The organism is Dyella marensis (genome assembly GCF_049532885.1).
Taxonomy (GTDB): Bacteria; Pseudomonadota; Gammaproteobacteria; order Xanthomonadales; family Rhodanobacteraceae; genus Dyella_D; species Dyella_D marensis.
On the sequence record NZ_CP064029.1, the window covers coordinates 3,697,528 to 3,715,513 of the forward strand.

General features: G+C 68.1%; 21 protein-coding genes and 1 riboswitch. Of the genes, 12 read left to right on the forward strand and 9 right to left on the reverse strand.

Annotated features, from left to right (window positions below):
* Positions 1-10 precede the first annotated feature (10 nt).
* Genes ISN75_RS16000 through ISN75_RS16010 form a run of 3 tightly spaced genes read left to right on the forward strand, consistent with a single transcriptional unit; the run spans position 11 to position 1,425 of the window.
* On the forward strand, positions 11-208 hold the full coding sequence (locus tag ISN75_RS16000; protein ID WP_167257772.1) for an Arc family DNA-binding protein: 198 nt from the start codon (positions 11-13) through the stop codon (positions 206-208).
* A 42-nt stretch (positions 209-250) separates the two neighbouring features.
* Positions 251-631, forward strand: a complete 381-nt coding sequence (locus ISN75_RS16005; RefSeq protein WP_343821626.1) for a DUF3887 domain-containing protein — start codon at positions 251-253, stop codon at positions 629-631.
* A 14-nt stretch (positions 632-645) separates the two neighbouring features.
* Complete coding sequence (locus ISN75_RS16010) at positions 646-1,425, forward strand: type II CAAX prenyl endopeptidase Rce1 family protein (protein ID WP_168649483.1); 780 nt, start codon at positions 646-648, stop codon at positions 1,423-1,425.
* A gap of 5 nt (positions 1,426-1,430) precedes the next feature.
* On the opposite strand, the gene ISN75_RS16015 is transcribed toward ISN75_RS16010, so the two are convergent.
* The gene (locus ISN75_RS16015; protein ID WP_167257775.1) at positions 1,431-1,808 is read right to left on the reverse strand and encodes a DUF423 domain-containing protein; all 378 of its coding nucleotides are present in this window, start codon (positions 1,806-1,808) and stop codon (positions 1,431-1,433) included.
* Between the two features lie 72 nt (positions 1,809-1,880).
* On the opposite strand from ISN75_RS16015, the gene ISN75_RS16020 reads away from it, so the two are divergent.
* Positions 1,881-2,498 carry an SCO family protein gene (locus ISN75_RS16020; RefSeq protein ID WP_168649484.1) on the forward strand — a complete coding sequence of 206 codons (618 nt, stop codon included), beginning with the start codon at positions 1,881-1,883 and terminating at the stop codon, positions 2,496-2,498.
* Positions 2,495-2,965, forward strand: coding sequence for a copper chaperone PCu(A)C (locus ISN75_RS16025; RefSeq protein ID WP_168649485.1), 471 nt, complete (start codon positions 2,495-2,497; stop codon positions 2,963-2,965). The genes ISN75_RS16020 and ISN75_RS16025 overlap by 4 nt, the downstream gene beginning before the upstream one ends.
* Positions 2,966-3,027: 62 nt before the next feature.
* Here ISN75_RS16025 and ISN75_RS16030 read toward each other — a convergent pair whose 3' ends face one another.
* From ISN75_RS16030 to ISN75_RS16060, 7 genes are all read right to left on the reverse strand, one after another.
* Positions 3,028-3,882, reverse strand: coding sequence for a cytochrome c oxidase assembly protein (locus ISN75_RS16030; protein ID WP_343821629.1), 855 nt, complete (start codon positions 3,880-3,882; stop codon positions 3,028-3,030).
* A 79-nt stretch (positions 3,883-3,961) separates the two neighbouring features.
* Entirely contained in the window at positions 3,962-5,857 is a 1,896-nt protein-coding gene (locus tag ISN75_RS16035) for a GldG family protein (protein ID WP_167257779.1), read from the reverse strand.
* A complete protein-coding gene (locus ISN75_RS16040) occupies positions 5,854-6,588 on the reverse strand; it encodes an ABC transporter permease subunit (protein ID WP_167257780.1) in 735 nt (244 codons plus the stop codon). Before ISN75_RS16040 ends, ISN75_RS16035 begins: the two co-directional genes overlap by 4 nt.
* On the reverse strand, positions 6,585-7,538 hold the full coding sequence (locus ISN75_RS16045; protein ID WP_343821631.1) for an ABC transporter ATP-binding protein: 954 nt from the start codon (positions 7,536-7,538) through the stop codon (positions 6,585-6,587). The genes ISN75_RS16040 and ISN75_RS16045 overlap by 4 nt, the downstream gene beginning before the upstream one ends.
* A 178-nt stretch (positions 7,539-7,716) precedes the next feature.
* Positions 7,717-9,063: a polyketide cyclase gene (locus ISN75_RS16050; RefSeq protein ID WP_343821633.1), complete on the reverse strand. Its 1,347-nt coding sequence runs from the start codon at positions 9,061-9,063 to the stop codon at positions 7,717-7,719.
* 225 nt (positions 9,064-9,288) lie between these two features.
* A complete protein-coding gene (locus ISN75_RS16055) occupies positions 9,289-9,930 on the reverse strand; it encodes a response regulator (protein WP_026635939.1) in 642 nt (213 codons plus the stop codon).
* A 121-nt stretch (positions 9,931-10,051) separates the two neighbouring features.
* The gene (locus ISN75_RS16060) at positions 10,052-11,275 is read right to left on the reverse strand and encodes a sensor histidine kinase (protein WP_167257783.1); all 1,224 of its coding nucleotides are present in this window, start codon (positions 11,273-11,275) and stop codon (positions 10,052-10,054) included.
* Between the two features lie 259 nt (positions 11,276-11,534).
* On the opposite strand from ISN75_RS16060, the gene ISN75_RS16065 reads away from it, so the two are divergent.
* The 5 genes from ISN75_RS16065 (at position 11,535) to ISN75_RS16085 (ending at position 14,713) form a co-directional block, all read left to right on the forward strand.
* Positions 11,535-12,152, forward strand: coding sequence for a GNAT family N-acetyltransferase (locus tag ISN75_RS16065; RefSeq protein ID WP_343821634.1), 618 nt, complete (start codon positions 11,535-11,537; stop codon positions 12,150-12,152).
* Between the two features lie 8 nt (positions 12,153-12,160).
* A complete protein-coding gene (gene minC, locus ISN75_RS16070; protein ID WP_423385082.1) occupies positions 12,161-12,934 on the forward strand; it encodes a septum site-determining protein MinC in 774 nt (257 codons plus the stop codon).
* 81 nt (positions 12,935-13,015) lie between these two features.
* Entirely contained in the window at positions 13,016-13,831 is an 816-nt protein-coding gene (gene minD, locus ISN75_RS16075; protein ID WP_167257786.1) for a septum site-determining protein MinD, read from the forward strand.
* A gap of 5 nt (positions 13,832-13,836) precedes the next feature.
* Positions 13,837-14,121 carry a cell division topological specificity factor MinE gene (gene minE / locus ISN75_RS16080; protein ID WP_167257787.1) on the forward strand — a complete coding sequence of 95 codons (285 nt, stop codon included), beginning with the start codon at positions 13,837-13,839 and terminating at the stop codon, positions 14,119-14,121.
* 85 nt (positions 14,122-14,206) lie between these two features.
* Positions 14,207-14,713: a hypothetical protein gene (locus tag ISN75_RS16085; RefSeq protein ID WP_343821637.1), complete on the forward strand. Its 507-nt coding sequence runs from the start codon at positions 14,207-14,209 to the stop codon at positions 14,711-14,713.
* A gap of 84 nt (positions 14,714-14,797) precedes the next feature.
* Here ISN75_RS16085 and ISN75_RS16090 read toward each other — a convergent pair whose 3' ends face one another.
* Positions 14,798-16,021, reverse strand: coding sequence for a multidrug effflux MFS transporter (locus ISN75_RS16090; protein ID WP_167257789.1), 1,224 nt, complete (start codon positions 16,019-16,021; stop codon positions 14,798-14,800).
* A 117-nt stretch (positions 16,022-16,138) separates the two neighbouring features.
* Positions 16,139-16,245: riboswitch (Fluoride riboswitch) on the forward strand.
* 71 nt (positions 16,246-16,316) lie between these two features.
* Between ISN75_RS16090 and crcB the strand changes: the two genes are divergently transcribed.
* Together crcB and cfa are read left to right on the forward strand one after the other, a co-directional pair.
* The gene (gene crcB, locus ISN75_RS16095; protein ID WP_167257790.1) at positions 16,317-16,703 is read left to right on the forward strand and encodes a fluoride efflux transporter CrcB; all 387 of its coding nucleotides are present in this window, start codon (positions 16,317-16,319) and stop codon (positions 16,701-16,703) included.
* Positions 16,704-16,808: 105 nt separating this feature from the next.
* Entirely contained in the window at positions 16,809-17,927 is a 1,119-nt protein-coding gene (cfa, locus tag ISN75_RS16100) for a cyclopropane fatty acyl phospholipid synthase (RefSeq protein ID WP_167257791.1), read from the forward strand.
* Positions 17,928-17,986: the final 59 nt, after the last annotated feature.

The window sequence follows — 17,986 nt, forward strand, 5'->3', positions numbered from 1 at the left end:
CGAGTCGCGCGTGCCGGCCGAAAAGAAAGCCTATCCGCTGCGCATCAGCCCCGCCGTGCTGGAGGCGATGCAGCGCTGGGCCGACGACGACTTGCGCAGCGTCAACGCGCAGATCGAATACGTACTGCGCGAAGCGCTGCGCAAGAGCGGACGCCTCAAGGCCGGCCAGGCCGCGCCGGTGGCGGACGACCAGGACGATCCCACCTAAATCCACGCAATCCGACACCGACAGGAACAGGGGAACCGCACCGTGAAGAAGTCGCTGGCAGTCATCGTCTGCCTGGGTATCTGTTTGTCCGCCGCGGCGGGCGCGCGTGCCGAATCGCCGTGCGAAACCGCCTCGGCGCATCTGCTCGACGCGCTCGACAAAGGCGACTACGCCGGCGCCACCGGCGATTTCAACGACACCATGAAGGCCAGGCTGCTGCCGGAAAAACTCGGCCAGATCTGGCCGGCGGTGACGCAGCAGTTCGGCGAGCGCGGGGCGCGGGACGCGGCGACCGTGGTACCGGCCGGCGATCTCACCGTCGTGCTCACGCCGCTGCATTACGGCCAGAGCACGATCGACTCCAAGGTCACCTGCGATGCGCAAGGCAAGGTGGCCGGGTTCTTTATCCAACCGCATCACTGAGCGAGGACATCGCCATGACCGCCCTGCCCGCTGCACCGCTACCACGCTTGAAGCTGGCCTTGCTGCTGGGGTTGGCAGCGGTCATCGCAACGCTCGCGCTGCTGCCCTACGTATTCGGCGTGCTGATGCCGCTGCAGCGTGGCGGCGCGCACATGTCGCACCTCACCGTAGCGGGGTTGGTACTGCTTCAGTACGGCCCACCCAGCTTCATCTTTGCCTGGCTCGGATTGTGGTTCGGCGAGCGCTACGGCTTGACCGCGCCCTGGCTGCGCGCCTGGGTCTATCGCCAGCCGCCGCCGCGGTCACCGCAGCGGTGGTGGTGGGCGATCCTGCTGGGCATCCTCAGCGCCCTGCCCACCATCGCCATCACCACCGACTGGCAGCAGCTCGGCCATCCATCCGCGGCGCGGATGCTGGACTGGGCATGGCGCGGCGCACTGGCGATGTTCCAGGGCGGCATCACCGAAGAGATCATGTGCCGCCTGTTCACCATGAGCCTGCTGGTGTGGCTGATGGCGCGCCTGGGTGGCGGCGTACGGCCATGGATGTTCATCGTCGCCATCGTAGTTGCGGCCTTGCTGTTCGGCGCCCTGCATCTTCCTGCCGCCGTCAGCCTCGGCATGGCCGGCAGCCCGCTGGCCATCGTCCGCATCGTGCTGCCCAATCTGATCGTGGGCCTGCCCTGCGGCTGGCTGTTCTGGAAATACGGACTGGAACACGCGATGGTCGCGCACTTCGCCGGAGATTTCGTGTTGCACGTCGGCTCGCAACTGGTGCTGGCAGCGCTGGCCTGACACCCTCAGCCACTGCGTTTCGCGGCACCCCAGCCCAGCAGCAACCATCCCGCGATAAACGCCACGCCGCCCAGCGGCGTGATCGCGCCGAACCAGCGCGGCGCGCCCAGCGCCAGCGCATACAGGCTGCCGCTGAACAGCACGATGCCGATGGCGAAGGCGATCACCGCGCGGCGCCGGTGCGGTGCGTCGAGCACGAAGAGCGCCAGGCACAAGGCCAGCGCATGCCACACGTGGTAATTCACCGCCGTGTGCCACAGCTCGGTGCCGCGTTCGTCCAGCACACCGCGCAAGGCGTGCGCGCCGAAGGCACCGAGGATTACCGCGCTGGCGCCGGCGAAACCGGCCAGCAGGCCGGCGGCGGAACTGACACTTTGTCGCATGGGAAAGGCGTCCTCGGGCTGGCGGCCGTGCCGGTGTCGTATGCTGGCGCGATGCCGCTCCAGGATTCTCGCATGAAGCCCCGACGCCTCGTCCGCAGCCTGTTCCTGCTCCCTCTGCTGCTCGCTGCGCTGCTGCTGGCCGGTTGCCAGCGCGGCGACGAATTGCCGTGGAAGCTCACCAATGTCACCGGCCATATGCCGGACCTGGACTTCAAGCTGGTCGACGACCAAGGCAAGCCGGTCACCGGCGCCGACTACCGCGGCAAGGTGGTGCTGCTGTACTTCGGTTACACGCATTGCCCCGACGTATGCCCGCTCACGCTCGCGCAGCTGCACGTGGTGATGCAGCGCCTGGGTCCGCTCGCCGATGGCGCGCGCATCCTGTTCGTCAGCGTCGACCCCGCGCGAGACACGCCCGACGTGATGCACGCCTACGTCAATGCCTTCGATCCGCGCGCCGTAGGCCTGTCCGGCGAACCGCGCGCGCTGGAGGCGCTGAGCAAGCGCTATCGCTCCGCGTACACGCGCGAACCGGACAAGGCCGACGGCCAGTACGAAGTGAGCCACAGCTCGGCCATCTATCTGTTCGACCGCGACGGCAAGGCGCGCCTGCTCTCCACCGCCGCCGACGCCCAGGACGACCTGGTCCACGACCTGCATCTGCTGCTCGACCCCGGAGCCAAGCCATGAACGCACGCTGCGCTTTCCTGCTCGCCGGCCTGCTGTTCGCGGGCGCGGCCAGTGCCGGCGACGCCGAGCATGTCGCGGCGAGCCGCGGCTGGATCCGCGTGATGCCCGGCGCCCTGCCCGCCGGCGGCTACGTGGTGCTGGAAAATCATGGCGACCACGCGGTGTCGCTGCGCTCGGCCAGCAGCCCGGCCTACGCCGACGTGATGCTGCACAAGAGCAGCACCGACACCGGCATGGGCCGCATGGAAAGCGTCGATGCGCTGCCGATTCCCGCGCATGGCAAGGCGGCGCTGTCGCCCGGCGGCTATCACCTGATGCTGATGAAGGCGGCCGCGCCGGTGAAGGTGGGCGACAAGGTGCGCGTCACGCTGCGCTTCGCCGATGGCAGCACGCTGGATACGGAGTTCGAGGCGAAGCCGGCGAATACGGTGGATGGCGGCGAGATGCCGGAAATGCACCACCACTGACGCAGGTTGGGGTGGCAACCCCAACATCGCTCATCTGCATGGGCACCGCATGGTTGGGGTTATCACCCCAACCTACGCTCGAGTTGCAGCTGCCGCTTGGACTTGATCCGCCCGTTGCGCGACAGGCGCACCCACTGCCGCAGCGCCAGCAGGCCGCCGATCGATTCGATCAGGGCCGCCGGCACCCACATGATCACGCCGCCCACCAGCTGACCCGTCAGCACGTTGAAGGTAAAGGCGCGGCCGCAGATCTCGAAGATCGGATAGAGATCGCTCTTGGAAAAAGTGACGATGGCGCCGGCGAGAATCTGCGGGCTCATGGTGATGGCCGGCGACAGCACGCGCACGCCGGGCGTCATCCGCCCCGGCGGACGGGGACGGTGGTCCAGCACCAGCCACCAGTAGCTCAGGCCGCTGAGCATCATCGACCAGTTCATGAAGCGGTAGATGCGCCAGTCCAGCATCGCCAGCGTCTGCATCGCCGGGATCAGCCAGATCAGGATGAAGCCGACGAACAGCACCGTGGCCACCGCCGGATTGAGCAGCACGCCGGTCGCCGCGCGCCACGGCCAGGAACGCTCCAGCGGCCGCAGCGCACGCGCGCGCCACGCCAGCGGCAGGCCCGCGCGCAGCACCGTGCCCGGATACGAAGCCACCAGCAGCAGTGGCGCCAGGTGATGCAGCAGCACCTGCTGGATGCGGTGCATGAAGAATTCGTGCTCTGCGTAGTAATCGAAGTACGTGTGCAGCGACACGTAGACGATGGCCATGCCGGTCCAGAACGAGAGCCTGCGGCTGAAGCTCACCGGCAGCCGGCGGCTGCCGCGCAGATACAGCGCGCAGATCGCCAGGAAGCTCAGCAGAAAGACCCAGGAGAACTCCCAGGGCACGATCCACTTGAGCAGGCTGGACATCATCGCGGTTCGGATCCCGGCGCACGGCAGGCGCCAAGCATAGTCCCGCCCCTTGCCGGCGGGACTGCGGCAGATGCCCGCATCATGCGCGGCGCCGGTTGCGGCGCGAGCGCCGCCAGCCGTACGCCAGGCCGAACAGCGTGACCAGGGCCGGCACCAGCACGATATTGAGGAACTTCAGGCGCAGGCCCAGCGCGTCGATCTCGGCGTTGAGCTGGTGCTGCACGTCGCGCAGCTCCTTGTTGATCGCCAGCTGCCGCTGCAGGAACTGCTCGATCTCCGCGCGCTGCTCGGTGCCGGCGTTGTCGCCGCGCGCGGCCTTGGCCGGCTGCAGCTCGGACAAGCGGCTGCGGGTGACGGCCAGCTCGCGCTGCAGCTCCTGCTTCTTGGCCAGGAACTTCTGGTCCGCCGCCGCCTGCAGCGCCAGCACGCGGGTGAACGGGCGCTGCGAGCTGGTGCGGCCATGGATCGACAGCAGCTCGGAGGAGCCGCTGAGGTTGTCCGCCAGGTTGGTGACGAAGTCGCCGTTGTTGGCCAATGCGCTCAGCTGCAGCGGCCCGAGCAGGCTCTGCGAGTACGACACCCACAGGCGGTCGGTGAGCAGGTCGGTATCGGCCACCAGGATCACTTCGGCATTGGCCTGCGCGATAAAGCCCGGCTGCTTGGCGCGCTCCGGGAAAGCCGAGGGGAAGCTGCCGCGCACGCGCCCGGCTACCACGTAGCGGGTGTTGTCGGCCTTGTAGCCGTCCAGCAGGGCATTGGGGTCGGTGGTGGCTTCGCGCACGCGCTGCGCCGGCACCACTTCGGCGTCGGTGGTGGTCTGCATCAGCGGCAGCAGGCGCGTGGTGGCCTTGGGCGAGAGATCCAGGTAACCCACGCTGGACAGATTGATGCGCTGCAGGCTCGCCGTGGTGACGTCGCCGTGGTTGAGCTCCTGGCCGGTGAGGCCGAGCATGGCCGGATGGTTGGCCGCGCTGTTGTCGGCCAGCTCGATGCGCAGCGCGCGCGAGCGGTCCAGCACCACTTTCTGCGGATCGAACTGCACGCCCCAGGCCTCGAACAGGCGCTGCAGGTCGGAGTCGTGGTCGTCGATCACGCCGTTGCTGTCGACGAAGGGCGTGGTGTCCAGTTCCGAATACGGATCGACGAAGGCCACCAGGTGGCCGCCGCGCAGCACGTACTGGTCGATCGCATACAGCGCGGCGTCGGACAGGTGCTTGGGATGGATCAGCAGCAGCACCTGGATGTCGTCGCCCACGCGATCGAGCTTGTTCGGGTCCAGCGACTTCACTTCGAACAGCTGGCCGAGCTGGCGGATCACCGTCCACGGTTCTTCGCCCAGCACCGGATTGCCCTGCACCGGCAGGCTGCTGATCACGCCGATATGCGGCTTGGCCGGCTCGTTGAGCTCGTACAGCAGCTTGGCCACGTCGTATTCGAGAAAGGTCTCGCGGCCCGGATCGAACAGCGGGATGGCCAGGTTCTTGGCGCCGGGACGCGTCTCGGTATCGGCCTCGCCGTCCTGCAGGCCCGCCAAGGTGGTGCCGACCAGGCCGAAGAACACGCGCTCGCCGTTGGTGCCGCCGCTCAGCGGACTGAGCCCGCTGCCTTCGGCGGCGGCTTCGTCGTCCGAATACGGCACCGGGTCCACCACCTGCAGGCGCAGGCGGCCGTGCGAGCGCGCCACCATTTCCTGCAGCAGCTCGCGCACGCGCTGCTCGTAGCTGCGCAGCTGCGGCAGGTCGCGGGTGGAGTGCTCGGAGAAATACAGCGTGAGCCGCAGCGGCGCGCGCAGCTTGTCCACGATGCGCACGGTGCCGGGCGTGAGGGTGTAGAGACGGTCCGAGGTGAGGTCGAAGCGCGTGGCGCGCATCCAGCGGCTGCCGGCCACGGCCAGGGTCACCGATACGGCCACCAGCAGGATCAGCAGGCCGATCACGCGCACGCGGCGGGAAAAAGTGGGACGCAGCAGGCTCATGGCGTGCGCTTCAGGTCGAGCACCAGCACGCCGGCGGTGAGCCACGAGGCGATGCACAGCACGAAGTACAGCACGTCGCGCACGTCCAGCACGCCGCGCGCGATCGCCTCGAAGTGGCGCAGCAGGCTCAGGTGCGCCACTCCGTTGAGCAGGCGCCGCGGCACCGAACCCTGCAGGAAATCCAGCACCTGCGGCTGGCCCGCGAGCAGCAGCAGGAAGCACACCACCATGGTGAGGATGAAGGCCACCACCTGGCTCTGGGTCAGCGCCGACAGGCAGGCGCCGATGGCCAGGAAGGAGCCGGCCATCAGCCAGCTGCCGAGATAGCCGGCGACGATCACGCCGTTGTCGGGCGAACCCAGGTAGTTCACCGTGATCCAGATCGGGAAGGTCAGCAGCAGGCCGATGCCCATGAAGAACCACGCGGCCAGGAACTTGCCCAGCATGGCCTGCGCCAGCGTCATCGGCAGGCTGAGCAGCAGCTCCAGCGTGCCGCCCTTGGCCTCTTCCGCCCACATGCGCATCGACACCGCCGGCGCCAGCAGCAGGTACAGCCACGGATGCATCACGAAGAACGGCTGCAGGTCGGCCTGGCCGCGGTCGTAGAAATCGCCGGCATAGAACGTGAGGATGCCGGCCAGCACCAGGAAGATCACCAGGAAGACATAAGCCACCGGCGTGACGAAGAAGCTGCGCAGTTCGCGGCGTGCGACCGCCATCACGGGACTCATGCGCCGGCCTCGCGCACGGGCCCGGGCCTGGACTGGCCGGTGGTGATCTGGCGGAACACTTCGTCCAGGCGGCCGCGTTCGAGCTGGATTTCCGACACCTCCAGCCCCTGCTGGCGCAGCAGCGATTCCACCGGTTCCAGGATGCGTTCGCCCGGCCGCGGAAACACGGTGATGCGGCCGTCCAGCGGATCCACTTCGATCGAGGCCACCTGCGGCAGGCGCCCCAGCATCTCCTGCGACACGCCGCTGCCCGGCGCGCTGAAGGACACCGCGCCGTGATAGCGCGAGCGCGCTTCCAGTTCCGCCGGCGTGGCGTCGGCGAGCAGGCGGCCGTTGGCGATGATCACCACGCGGTTGCACAGCGCGTGGACTTCTTCCAGCAGGTGGGTGGAAATCAGGATGGTGCGCTCGCGCGCCATGGTGTCGATCAGCTGGCGCACGGCGTGCTTCTGGTTCGGGTCCAGACCGTCGGTGGGTTCGTCCAGCATCAGTACCGGCGGGTTGTGCACGATCGCCTGGGCCAGGCCGACGCGGCGGCGCAGGCCCTTGGACAAGGTCTCGATGCAGGTGTCGAGCACTTCCTCCAGTTGCAGATGGCCGACCACTTCCTCGAAGCGCCGGAGGCCCTGGTCGGCCGGGAGACCGCGCGAGCGCACGATGAAGGTGAGGAATTCGCGCACCGTCAGCTCGCCGTAGCTGGGCGCGCCTTCGGGCAGGTAGCCGAGCGCGCGCTTGGCCTTGAGCGATTCCTTGCGCACGTCGTGGCCACATACGCGCGCGGTGCCCGCGGTGGGCCGCAGGAAGCCGGCGATCATGCGCATCACGGTGGATTTGCCGGCGCCGTTGGGACCGAGCAGGCCCAGCACCTGTCCCGGTTCGGCGCGGAAGCTGAGCGCGTCGACCGCGGTGAGCGTGCCGTAGCGACGGGTGAGCTGTTCGGTTTCGATCATGTCCGGAGCGGAAGGAAAAACGGCGGAATGGTCGTGGGCCCGAGCGGCGCAGCGACGAAGCAATGTACCCCATCGAAGCGGAAAAGTTCGCGCCGCCGCGCCTGCGCAAAAAACCTCGCGCAAAGAAAAAGGCCCTTCGCGAACGAAGGGCCTTTCCGATCTTGCGCAGCGCTGAGGCTTACTGCTGGCCGGCGCTGGCGGCCGAGGCCGGAGCGGCAGCGGTGCCCGACGAGGCCGGAGCCTCCGAGGCGCCCGCGTCCAGCGACGGCGGCTGCAGGTTGGCTTCCTGCTCCGGGGTCTTCTCCGGGGCGTCGCCGGTCAGCGGCAGGTAGATGGCGAACTGCGCGTAGCTGGTGACCTGGTCGCCCTGCTTCACTTCCGGCTTGACCAGGATGTCGTACGGGCGGTTGACCACCTCGTCGAACTTGTAGCCGTGGGTCTGCGAGTAGGCCTTCAGCATGTCGCGGGTCTGCGGCACGCCGGCGGCGGTACCGTTCCAGATGCCCTTGAGCGCCGGGCCGCCGAAGGCGAGCACGCCGCGCACGTCGTTGTCGACGATCAGGCGGCCGAAGCGGTCGGTGTTGCCGGGGGTGTTGTCGCTGGCCGGCGCGGCAGCGGTGCCGCTGCTGGCGGGAGCGGTGAGGTCCGGCGCCTTGGCGGCGGTCAGCTCGTGGCTCTGGCCATTGACCGTCAGGCTGGTGGCGCTGATCGGCAGGCCCACGTCGAAGGTGTAGGTCTGGTCGCCGTAGTTGGTGGTGAAGATGACGCGCGGACCGGTCACGGTCACGCCCAGCTTCTTGGCGGCGGCCTGCAGCTGGGCCTCGGCCTTGTCGGTCGCTTCGTTCAGCGCCTCGAGGCCGCCCTTGCGCTCGATCGAGCTGGACACCAGCAGCATCGGCGTGGGCTGGGTCTGCTCGATGTAGGGGACCAGCTTGCCGTAGTCGATGTTCTGCACCGAGGCCAGCACGTTCTGCAGGTCGTTCAGGCTGAACTGGATGAAGGCATCCGGGTCGCCGTGGATGTACAGGTTCGAGTAGCGGTCGATCAGGTTGAAGCCGTAGGCCACGTCATACGACCAGGTGATCTTGGTCAGCTGGCCGCGGCTGCCCTGGCGATCCAGGTCCAGCGTGAAGTGCTTGTCCTGGCCGCGCCAGTCGTTGTCCAGGTTCCAGACGATCTTGGCGGACTTGGCGGTCGAGTCGATCTTGTCGAACGACGGCTCGGCAGTGGCAACGGTCAGCTTGCCCTTGCCCACCTTGTCGTCGTTGCTGCTCCAGCTCAGCTCCGCGCCCGGGCCATAGGCCTTGCCGGAGAAGGTGAACTGGGTATTGCGGTCGTATTTGCGCTGCACCGTGAAATCGGGGTAGCGGCGGAAATTGGCGAGCACGTCGTACACCTGACGCATGTCCTTGCCGACCACCAGCGACCTCTCCACATGGCCACTGCCAGGCATGATCACGCCCACCACGACGCCGACCACGACGACGATGACTAGGGCAACAATGAATTCAAGAACACGCATCATTCCAGGGCTCTCCGAACATCTCTCTTGGCGGCACGAGTGCGTCGCCGGAGACCGGTCCGGCACGGATGCGCTTCCTTATGAAAAACCCGAAGGAATCGCATTCGTGACAGGGGTCGGCCAGCGCCGAAGCCACCGATGGTACCGGTTCATGGCCTGGAACGCTATCCGCCCCGGAGGGCGCCCCGAAAGGCCCCGGAACAGGCCTTCCGGAGCCTGCGCGGGGCCTTAGACGATGCCCAGTTCCAGCGCCTTGAGCACGGCGCGGGTACGGTCGCGCACGCCGAGCTTGGAGAGGATGTTGGACACGTGGTTCTTCACCGTGCCCTCCGCCACCTTCAGGGAGTTGGCGATCTCCTTGTTGCTGTAGCCGCCGGACAGCAGGCGCAGGATTTCGGTCTCGCGCTCGGTCAGCGGATCCGGCTGCTCGAGGCTGGTGAACTGGTTCTGCATGCGGCCGACGCCGGCCAGCAGGCGCTGGGTGACCATCGGCGCCACCAGCGAGCCGCCGGCGGCGACGGTGCGCACCGCTTCCACCAGCTGTTCGAGCGACACATCTTTAAGCAGATACCCGCGGGCGCCGGCCTTCAGGCCCTGCAGCACCAGCTGGTCGTCGTCGAAGGTGGTGAGGATGATGGTCGGCGGCAGTTCGTTGCGGGCGGACAGCGCCTGCAGCACTTCCAGGCCGCTCATGTTCGGCATGCGCAGGTCCAGCAGCACCACGTCGGGCTTGATGCGGGGGATGTCCTGCACGGCCTGGGCGCCGTCGGCGCATTCGGCCACGACGCGGATGTCCTCAGCCAGATCCAGCAGCGAGCGAACGCCCTGGCGCACCAGGTTCTGGTCGTCGACAAGACACACGGAAATCATCGCGGTTCCTCGGAGCGATTGCGTTCCCCGGCGCCATCGCCGGGGACGACGGGATAGACAGCGGCGCGGCCTTCCAGGCCGGCCGCCCATTCTGGCATGGCTGAAGGCAGGCGGTGCGGACTCACGACACGCTCAGGGCGGGCGGCTCGAAGCGGGTCGGCGCATGCGCCAGGGCCGATTCCTCGCCCAGCGGCAGGCTGACGTTGAGGGCGAAGCCCTGGCCGGCGGCGGTGTCCACCTGGACCGTGCCGCCGAATTCCGCCAGCCGCTCGCGCATGCCCGACAGGCCGTTGCCGGGGCGGAACTGGTCGGCGCCGCGGCCGTCGTCGCGCGCACGCAGCTGCAGCACGCCGGCTTCGTCGTAGCAGAAGTCCAGCCACAGGTTGCGCGCGCCGGCATGGCGGGCGGTATTGGTGATGATTTCCTGCGCCACGCGCAGCAGCACCTGGGCGCGGCGCGGGTCTTCCACGCTGAAGCGCGGCGGCGTCTCCACGTGCACGTTCAGGCCCGGCACGCCTTCGACCAGGCTGCGCAGCGCCTGGGTCAGGTCGATGGCGTCGTCCTGGCGCAGCTCGCTGACCACCTCGCGCACGTCGCTCAGCAGGTGCTTGGCGGTGGCCTGGGCCTTGAGCACGTGCTCGGCCGCGGCGGGGTTGCTCAGGTGGCTGGCCACTTCCAGATTCAAAGTGAGGGCCGTGAGGTGATGGCCGACCAGGTCGTGCAGGTCGCGCGCGATGCGCATGCGCTCGGCGATGCGGGTGGATTCGGCCAGCAGGGCGCGGGTGGCGCGCAGCTCGGAATTGAGCCGGCGCTGCATCTCGCGCTCCTCGGCCTGCTGGCTGGCGATGACCGAGGCGACGAAGCCCACCGCCGAGAAACCCGTATAGATGCAGGCCTGCAGCAGGGCCAGGGTCACGCTGTAGTTGAATTCCGGGAAGGTCGAGAACAGCACGGCCAGGCCCAGGCACTGCAGCAGGATCCACGCCACGCTGAGCCAGAACGGCAGCAGCCACGGCAGGATCACCGAGGACACCACCATCAGGATCGCCGACAGGCCGCTGTGGCTGTACCAGCCCACGGCCAGGGCCGAGGCGGTGATCAGGGTCAGGCCGACCAGGCGCGCCCCCAGGTTGCGGCGCGAGCCCAGGTTGCTGGTCAGCAGCAGGTACAGCACGCCGAACAGCAGATAGAAGAGCGACCACAGCAGCAGGGCGAAATTGGGCTGGTGCAGCCGGTCCATGCGCTCGACCGCCCACTGGATGATCAGCGGCGTGCCGGAGCAGACATAGGCGAACAGGCCGGTCAGGCGCAGCAGCCGGATATGGTTGAAGTTGGACCATCGCATGCGAAGCATCATAGGCCGGAGGTCCGGTGGTGCAATGCGCGAGAAGTCACTGGCCCATCCCTGCCAGAAGCCATGGCCTGCCAGAAGCCATGGCAGGCAGGCCCGCGGCCACCGCACTGTGCGCTTTACAAAGGTTTTACATGGTGCGCCGTGATATGTGCGCCCCCTGCCCCCGTGCCATAATGCGCCCCGATACGTGGGGCCGTCAGCCGGTCTGTCCCGAGCAATCTCTTTGGCAACATCTATTGCGGAGCAACGAATGGCCCTTGCCATCCGCGACGTGCGCGAGCACGACCTGGATGCCGTGCTGGCGCTCAACAACGCCGCCGGGCGCACCATCCTCGCCCTGGACGCCGGGCACCTGCGTTACTTCTACGACCACGCCGATTATTTCCGCGTGGCCGAAATCGACGGCCACATCGCCGGTTTCCTGATCGCCCTGCGCGAGGGCGGCGGGTACGACAGCACCAATTACCTGTGGTTCGGCGAGCGCTACGCGCAGTTCGTCTATATCGACCGCATCGTCATCGCCAATGCCTACCGCCGCCACGGCCTGGGCCGCATCTTCTATTGCGACGTCACCAGCTACGCCGAGGTGCGCGCGCCGCTGCTCACCTGCGAGGTGTTCCTGGAGCCGCGCGACGACAAGGTGCTGCTGTTCCACGGCACCTACGGCTTCCAGGAAGTCGGCCAGCAGCGCATGGGCGAGGAAGGTCCGCAGGTCAGCCTGCTGGCCAAGGAACTGCCCAGCTACCCCTATGTGCGCGAGACCTACCTGGAGCGCGGCGGCCTGCCCGACGTGAACTGGCTGGCCGAGCGTCCCCGCCCCACTCATAACAATGACAAGCGCCGCCTCGCTGGAGAGCGGCGCCCGTGAATGCCCGCATGGATACCACCGATGTCTGCGACCTGCGCTTCGGCCAGGTCGGTATTGCCAGCGTGCGCGTGCGCCGTGCCGACGCCGCCGCGCTGTTCGAGGAACTGGAGCGCCGCGTGCGCGCCGCGCCGCAGCTGTTTTCCCGCGCCGCGGTAATCCTGGACCTCAGCCACCTGCTCAACCTGCCCGACGACGGCATCGTCGACGCCCTGCTCGAAGCGGTGCGCAGCGCCGGCATGCTGCCGGTGGGCCTGGCCTACGGCACCAGCGAGACCGAGGCGCTGTCGCGCCGCATGGGCCTGCCGCTGCTGGCCAAGTTCCGCGCCGCCTACGAACCCGCCGACGGCGGCAGCATCGCCCCGCCGGCCGCCGCGCCGGCGCCGGCAGCGCCTGCCGCCGCTCCCGCGCCAGCACCCGCCCCCGCCGCGCGCGAGGCGGAACCGGCGCCCGCCGGGCCCGGCGGCCAGTACCACGACGGCACCGTGCGCTCGGGCCAGCAGGTCTATGCGCGCGACCGCGACCTGATCGTCACCGGCGGCGTGGCCAACGGCGCCGAGGTGATCGCCGACGGCAGCATCCATATCTACGGCGGCCTGCGCGGCCGCGCCATGGCCGGCGCCCAGGGCGATGCCAAGGCGCGCATCTACGTGTCCGATTTCCGCGCGGAGCTGGTGGCCATCGCCGGCCACTACCGCGTGTTTGAACAGTTGCCGAAGGACCTCGAAGGCCAGGCTGTGCAATGCTGGCTCGACGGTGAAAAACTGCTGATCGCGAAACTTTGACGCGGCATCGCCCGCCTGCAACGATCGCGACATTACTAATCGCAACACCATTACAAAAAACAAATTCTGGGAGATGAACCCTTGACCGCAGAGATCATCGTAGTCACCTCGGGCAAAGGTGGCGTGGGCAAGACCACGACCAGCGCCTCGCTCGCCACCGGCCTGGCCATCCAGGGCAAGAAGGTCGCCGTGATCGACTTCGACGTCGGCCTGCGCAACCTCGACCTGATCATGGGCTGCGAGCGCCGCGTGGTGTACGACTTCGTCAACGTCGTGCACGGCGAGGCCACGCTCAAGCAGGCCCTGATCAAGGACAAGCGCTACGAAACCCTCTACGTGCTGGCCGCCAGCCAGACCCGCGACAAGGACGCGCTCACCCAGGAGGGCGTCGAGAAGGTGCTGCAGGGCCTGTCCGAGGAAGGCTTCGACTACGTCGTGTGCGATTCGCCCGCCGGCATCGAGAAGGGCGCGCACCTGGCCATGTATTTCGCCGACCACGCGGTGGTGGTGGTCAATCCGGAAGTCTCCTCGGTGCGCGATTCCGACCGCATCCTGGGCCTGCTGTCCAGCAAGACCCGCCGCGCCGAGAAGGGCGAGGACGCGATCAAGCAGCACCTGCTGCTGACCCGCTACAACCCCGCGCGCGTGGCGGTGGGCGAAATGCTCAGCGTCAAGGACGTGGAGGACATCCTCGGCATCTCGGTGGTCGGCGTCATTCCGGAATCGGAAAACGTGCTGGCTGCGTCCAACTCGGGCGTGCCGGTGATTCTCGACGAGACCTCGCATGCCGGCCAGGCCTATACCGACACCGTGGCCCGCCTGCTGGGCGAAGAGCGCCCGCTGCGCTTCCTCGAAGTGCAGAAGAAGGGCTTCTTCCAGCGCGTATTCGGAGGTTGAACGCGATGGGTATTCTTGATTTCCTCAAGCGCAGGCCGGAGCCGTCCGCCGTGGTGGCCAAGGAGCGCCTGCGCATCATCGTGGCGCAGGAGCGCTCCACCCGCGGAGCGCCCGACTACTTGCCGCTGCTGCGCAACGAGCTGCTCGAAGTGATCAAGAAATATGTCCACGTGGACATCGAAGCGATCAACATCAACGTCGAGCGCGACAGCGGGCACGAGGTGCTGGAACTCTCCGTCGCCCTGCCCGAGAACGACAAGCCCGGTTCGACCGCTCCGGTCGCCGGCTGATGCACCGCCGGCGGGCCAGCGCGCCCGCCGGCGTCTCTTCCTCATCGACTTCCGCGCCGGGCGCCCGCCCCTAGCGCAGCGACGCATGCCAGACACCCCCGCCCCGCCCCACGTGCTGCGCCTGGCCGACATCCAGGAAGAACGCGCGCGCGCCCTGCTCGCCCGCTACGGCCTGAGCCTGCAGCGCGTGCCCGACGGCCAGCCGATTCCCGGCAGCTTCTGGGGCGACGAGGAGGCCGGCATCATCGGCACCATGGTCTACGCACGCGCCGATACGCCGGTGCATTCGCTGCTGCACGAGGCCGGCCATCTGATCGTGCTGCCGCCGGAGCGGCGCGCGCAGGTGCACACCGACGCCACCGATTCGATCGCCGAAGAAGACGCCACCTGCTATCTGCAGATCGTGCTGGCCGACGAACTGCCCGGCGTCGGCCGCGCGCGCCTGATGGCGGACATGGACGCCTGGGGCTACAGCTTCCGCCTGGGTTCCACCGCGGCGTGGTTCGCCGAGGATGCCGAGAACGCGCGGCAATGGCTGGTCGAGCATGCGCTGCTCGATGCGCAGGGACACCCGATCTTCGACACGGTGTAGGTTGGGGTGAGCCGCTGGCGAACCCCAACATCGCCACCTTCAAATGCATCGCATCGTTGGGGTTCGCCTGCGGCTCACCCCAACCTACGCCGTTTCGCCTACCGCTTCGCGCGTCTCCACCGCGCGCCGATACCACCGCCACGACACCCAGCCGAGCACCGTCAGCCCCGACGCGCCCAGCGCCAGATAAAGCATGTGGCCTGCCAGCAGCGGCGACAGCACGCCGGCCACCACGCTGCACAACAGCAGACTGGCGAAAGCCTGCACCGAGGACGCACCGCCGCGGTGATGCGGAAAGCGGTCGAGCAGCAGCAGGGTCAGCGTCGGGAACGCCAGCTGCACGCCGATGCCATGCAGGATCAGCGGCAGCATCGACCACGGCAGCACCGGCTCGGGCGACACCAGCGCCAGCAGCAGATGCAGCGCACACGCCGCCAGCATCGAGAGGTACCCCAGGTTCACCGTATAGACCTGGCTGCGCCGCACCGCGAGCCGGCCGGACAGCCACGCACCGGTCATCAGTCCCGCCACCACCGGCAGGAACAGCCAGGGAAAGCCCTGCGCCGACAGGTGCAGCAGGTCGCGCACGATGCGCGGCGCCGAGGCGATGTAGAGGAACAGCCCGGCGAAGTTCACCGAGCACGACACCAGCAGCGGCCGGAACGGCCGGTCGCGCCCGAAGCCGGCATAGCCGGCCAGCAGCTCGCGCGGCGCGAAACGCGTGCGCGCCTGTGGCGGATGGCTTTCGCGCAGCAGCAGCACCAGGGCCGCGGCCAGCACCGCGGTGAAACCCATCAGCACCCAGAAGATGCCGTGCCAGCTGCCGAAATAAAGAATCTGCGCGCCCACCATCGGCGCGACCACCGGCGCGATGCTGAAGATCATCATCACCCGCGACATCAGCTGCTGCGCCGCCGCGCCTTCGTAGCAGTCGCGCACGATCGCGCGCCCCACCACCAGGCCCGCGCCCGCGCACATGCCTTGCAGGCCGCGGCAAGCCAGCAGCATCGGAAACGACGTGGCCAGCGCCGCGCCCGCCGAAGCCAGCGCGTACACCGCGATGCCGGCCACCAGCACCGGCTTGCGGCCCACCGCGTCCGACAGCGCGCCGTGGAACAGGCTCATCGCCGCGTAGGTGAGCAGATACACGCTGATCAGCTGCTGCAGCTGCGCGTTGTCCACGCCGAACTGCGCCCCGATCAGCGGGAACGCGGGGAACACCGCATCGATGGAAAACGGGCCGATCATCGACAGGCCCGCGAGCAGCACCGGCAGGCTGCGCTGCACGGCGCGGGGAGTGGCATTCATGGCGTGCAACGGGAGGGGGGTGCGAGGCTTGCGAGTATAGGGGCGCGCCATCCGGGCCGCATGGTCCACTCGTCAGCTCGGGGTTGGCGCCATGCCGACACCTTCGGCTAGCATGCCCAACCCAAGGGAGATGGCATGCCTCCCGTTCCGTGCCGATACGGACGAACCGCGCCGCCGCCCGCTGCATTCGCTTCGGACCCGGCGCTGATGATGCCTGCACACCGGCCCGCGCCGGGGCGCAGGCGCGTGCCTGGTTCCAGAGGGGTGGGCCTGATCCCTTTAGGAGACTTGGCAAGTGAGCTATTCCGGATTCCTGGTCGTTGGCGTCGGCGGCGCATTGGGCTGCTGGTTGCGCTGGGTGCTGGGCGTGCTGTTGAACCCTCTGTTTCCCACCGTGCCGCTGGGCACGCTCGCCGCCAACCTGGTCGGCGGCCTGCTGATGGGCTGCGTGCTGGGCGTGTTCGACCACTACCAGACCCTGCCGCCGGAGCTGCGCCTGTTCGTCGCCACCGGCTTCCTCGGCGGCCTGACCACCTTCTCCACGTTCTCGGCCGAGGCGACCACCCTGCTGCTGCGCCAGCAATACCTGTGGTTCGCCGGCCACGTCGCTTTCCACCTGGCGGGTTCGATCGCGATGACCGTCGCCGGGATCGCCCTTACCCGCCTGCTGCTGCGCGCCTGAGGAGAGGCCGGCCACGCCCGCGTCGACATGATCTATGCATCGCTGGCGGCAGGCTTCGAGTGCTCGGCAGACACTGATCGACATCCACACCATTCAGGGGCAAGCATGAGCCGGGATTCGCTGAAGCAACGCGCCGTCACCCTGCTGGAACACGCCGGCATCCATCTCGACGGCGGCGCTCCCACCGACCTGCGCGTGCACGACGACGGCCTCTACGCCCGCGTGTTCGCCCACGGCTCGCTCGGCCTGGGCGAGGCCTATATGGACGGCTGGTGGGATGCCGAAGACCTGCCCGGCATGTTCACCCGCCTGCTGCGCTCGCACGTGGACCAGGAACTGAAGACGCTGGACACGCTGCTGGCGCACCTCAAAGCCCGCTTCATCAACCTGCAGCGCGGCGAGCATGCCTACGAGATCGGCCGCGTCCACTACGACCTGGGCAACGACCTGTTCCAGGCCATGCTGGGCAAGCGGCTGGTGTATTCCTGCGGCTACTGGGCCGAGGCGGACAACCTCGACGACGCCCAGGCCGCCAAGCTCGACCTGGTCTGCCGCAAGCTGCGCCTGCAGCCGGGCCAGCGCGTATTGGACATCGGCTGCGGCTGGGGCGAGGCGCTGAAGTTCGCGGCCGAGCGCTACGGCGTGGCGGGCGTGGGCGTCACCGTCTCGCAGGAGCAGGCCGAGTTCGCGCGCGAGCTGTGCGCCGGGCTGCCGGTGGAGATCCGCCTGCAGGACTACCGCGAACTGGACGAACCCTTCGACGCGGTGTTCTCGATCGGCATGTTCGAGCACGTCGGCGCGCTCAACTACCGCACCTATTTCGAAGTGGCGCGCCGCTGCCTCAAGACCGAAGGCCTGTTCGTGCTGCACTCGATCGGCAGCAACGGCGCGCCCTCGCGGCCGGACCCGTGGATCGAGAAATACATCTTTCCCAACTCGATGATCCCCTCCGCGCAGCAGGTGGCCGAGGCGCTGCAGGACCTGTTCGTGGTGGAGGACTGGCACAACTTCGGCGCCGACTACGCCCGCACCCTGGACGCCTGGCGCGCCAACTTCGACGCGGCCTGGCCGCGCCTGGCCGGCAACTACGACGACCGCTTCCGCCGCATGTGGCAGTTCTACCTGTCGGTGTCGGCGGCCGTGTTCCGCAGCCGGCGCGACCAGCTGTGGCAGCTCACGCTCAGTCCCGAGGGCGTGCCCGGCGGCTACCGCGTGCCGCGCTGAATCCCGCGGCTTGCCGCCGTGCAACGGGCGCGGGATAGTGCCGCATTCCAAGCGCCGTC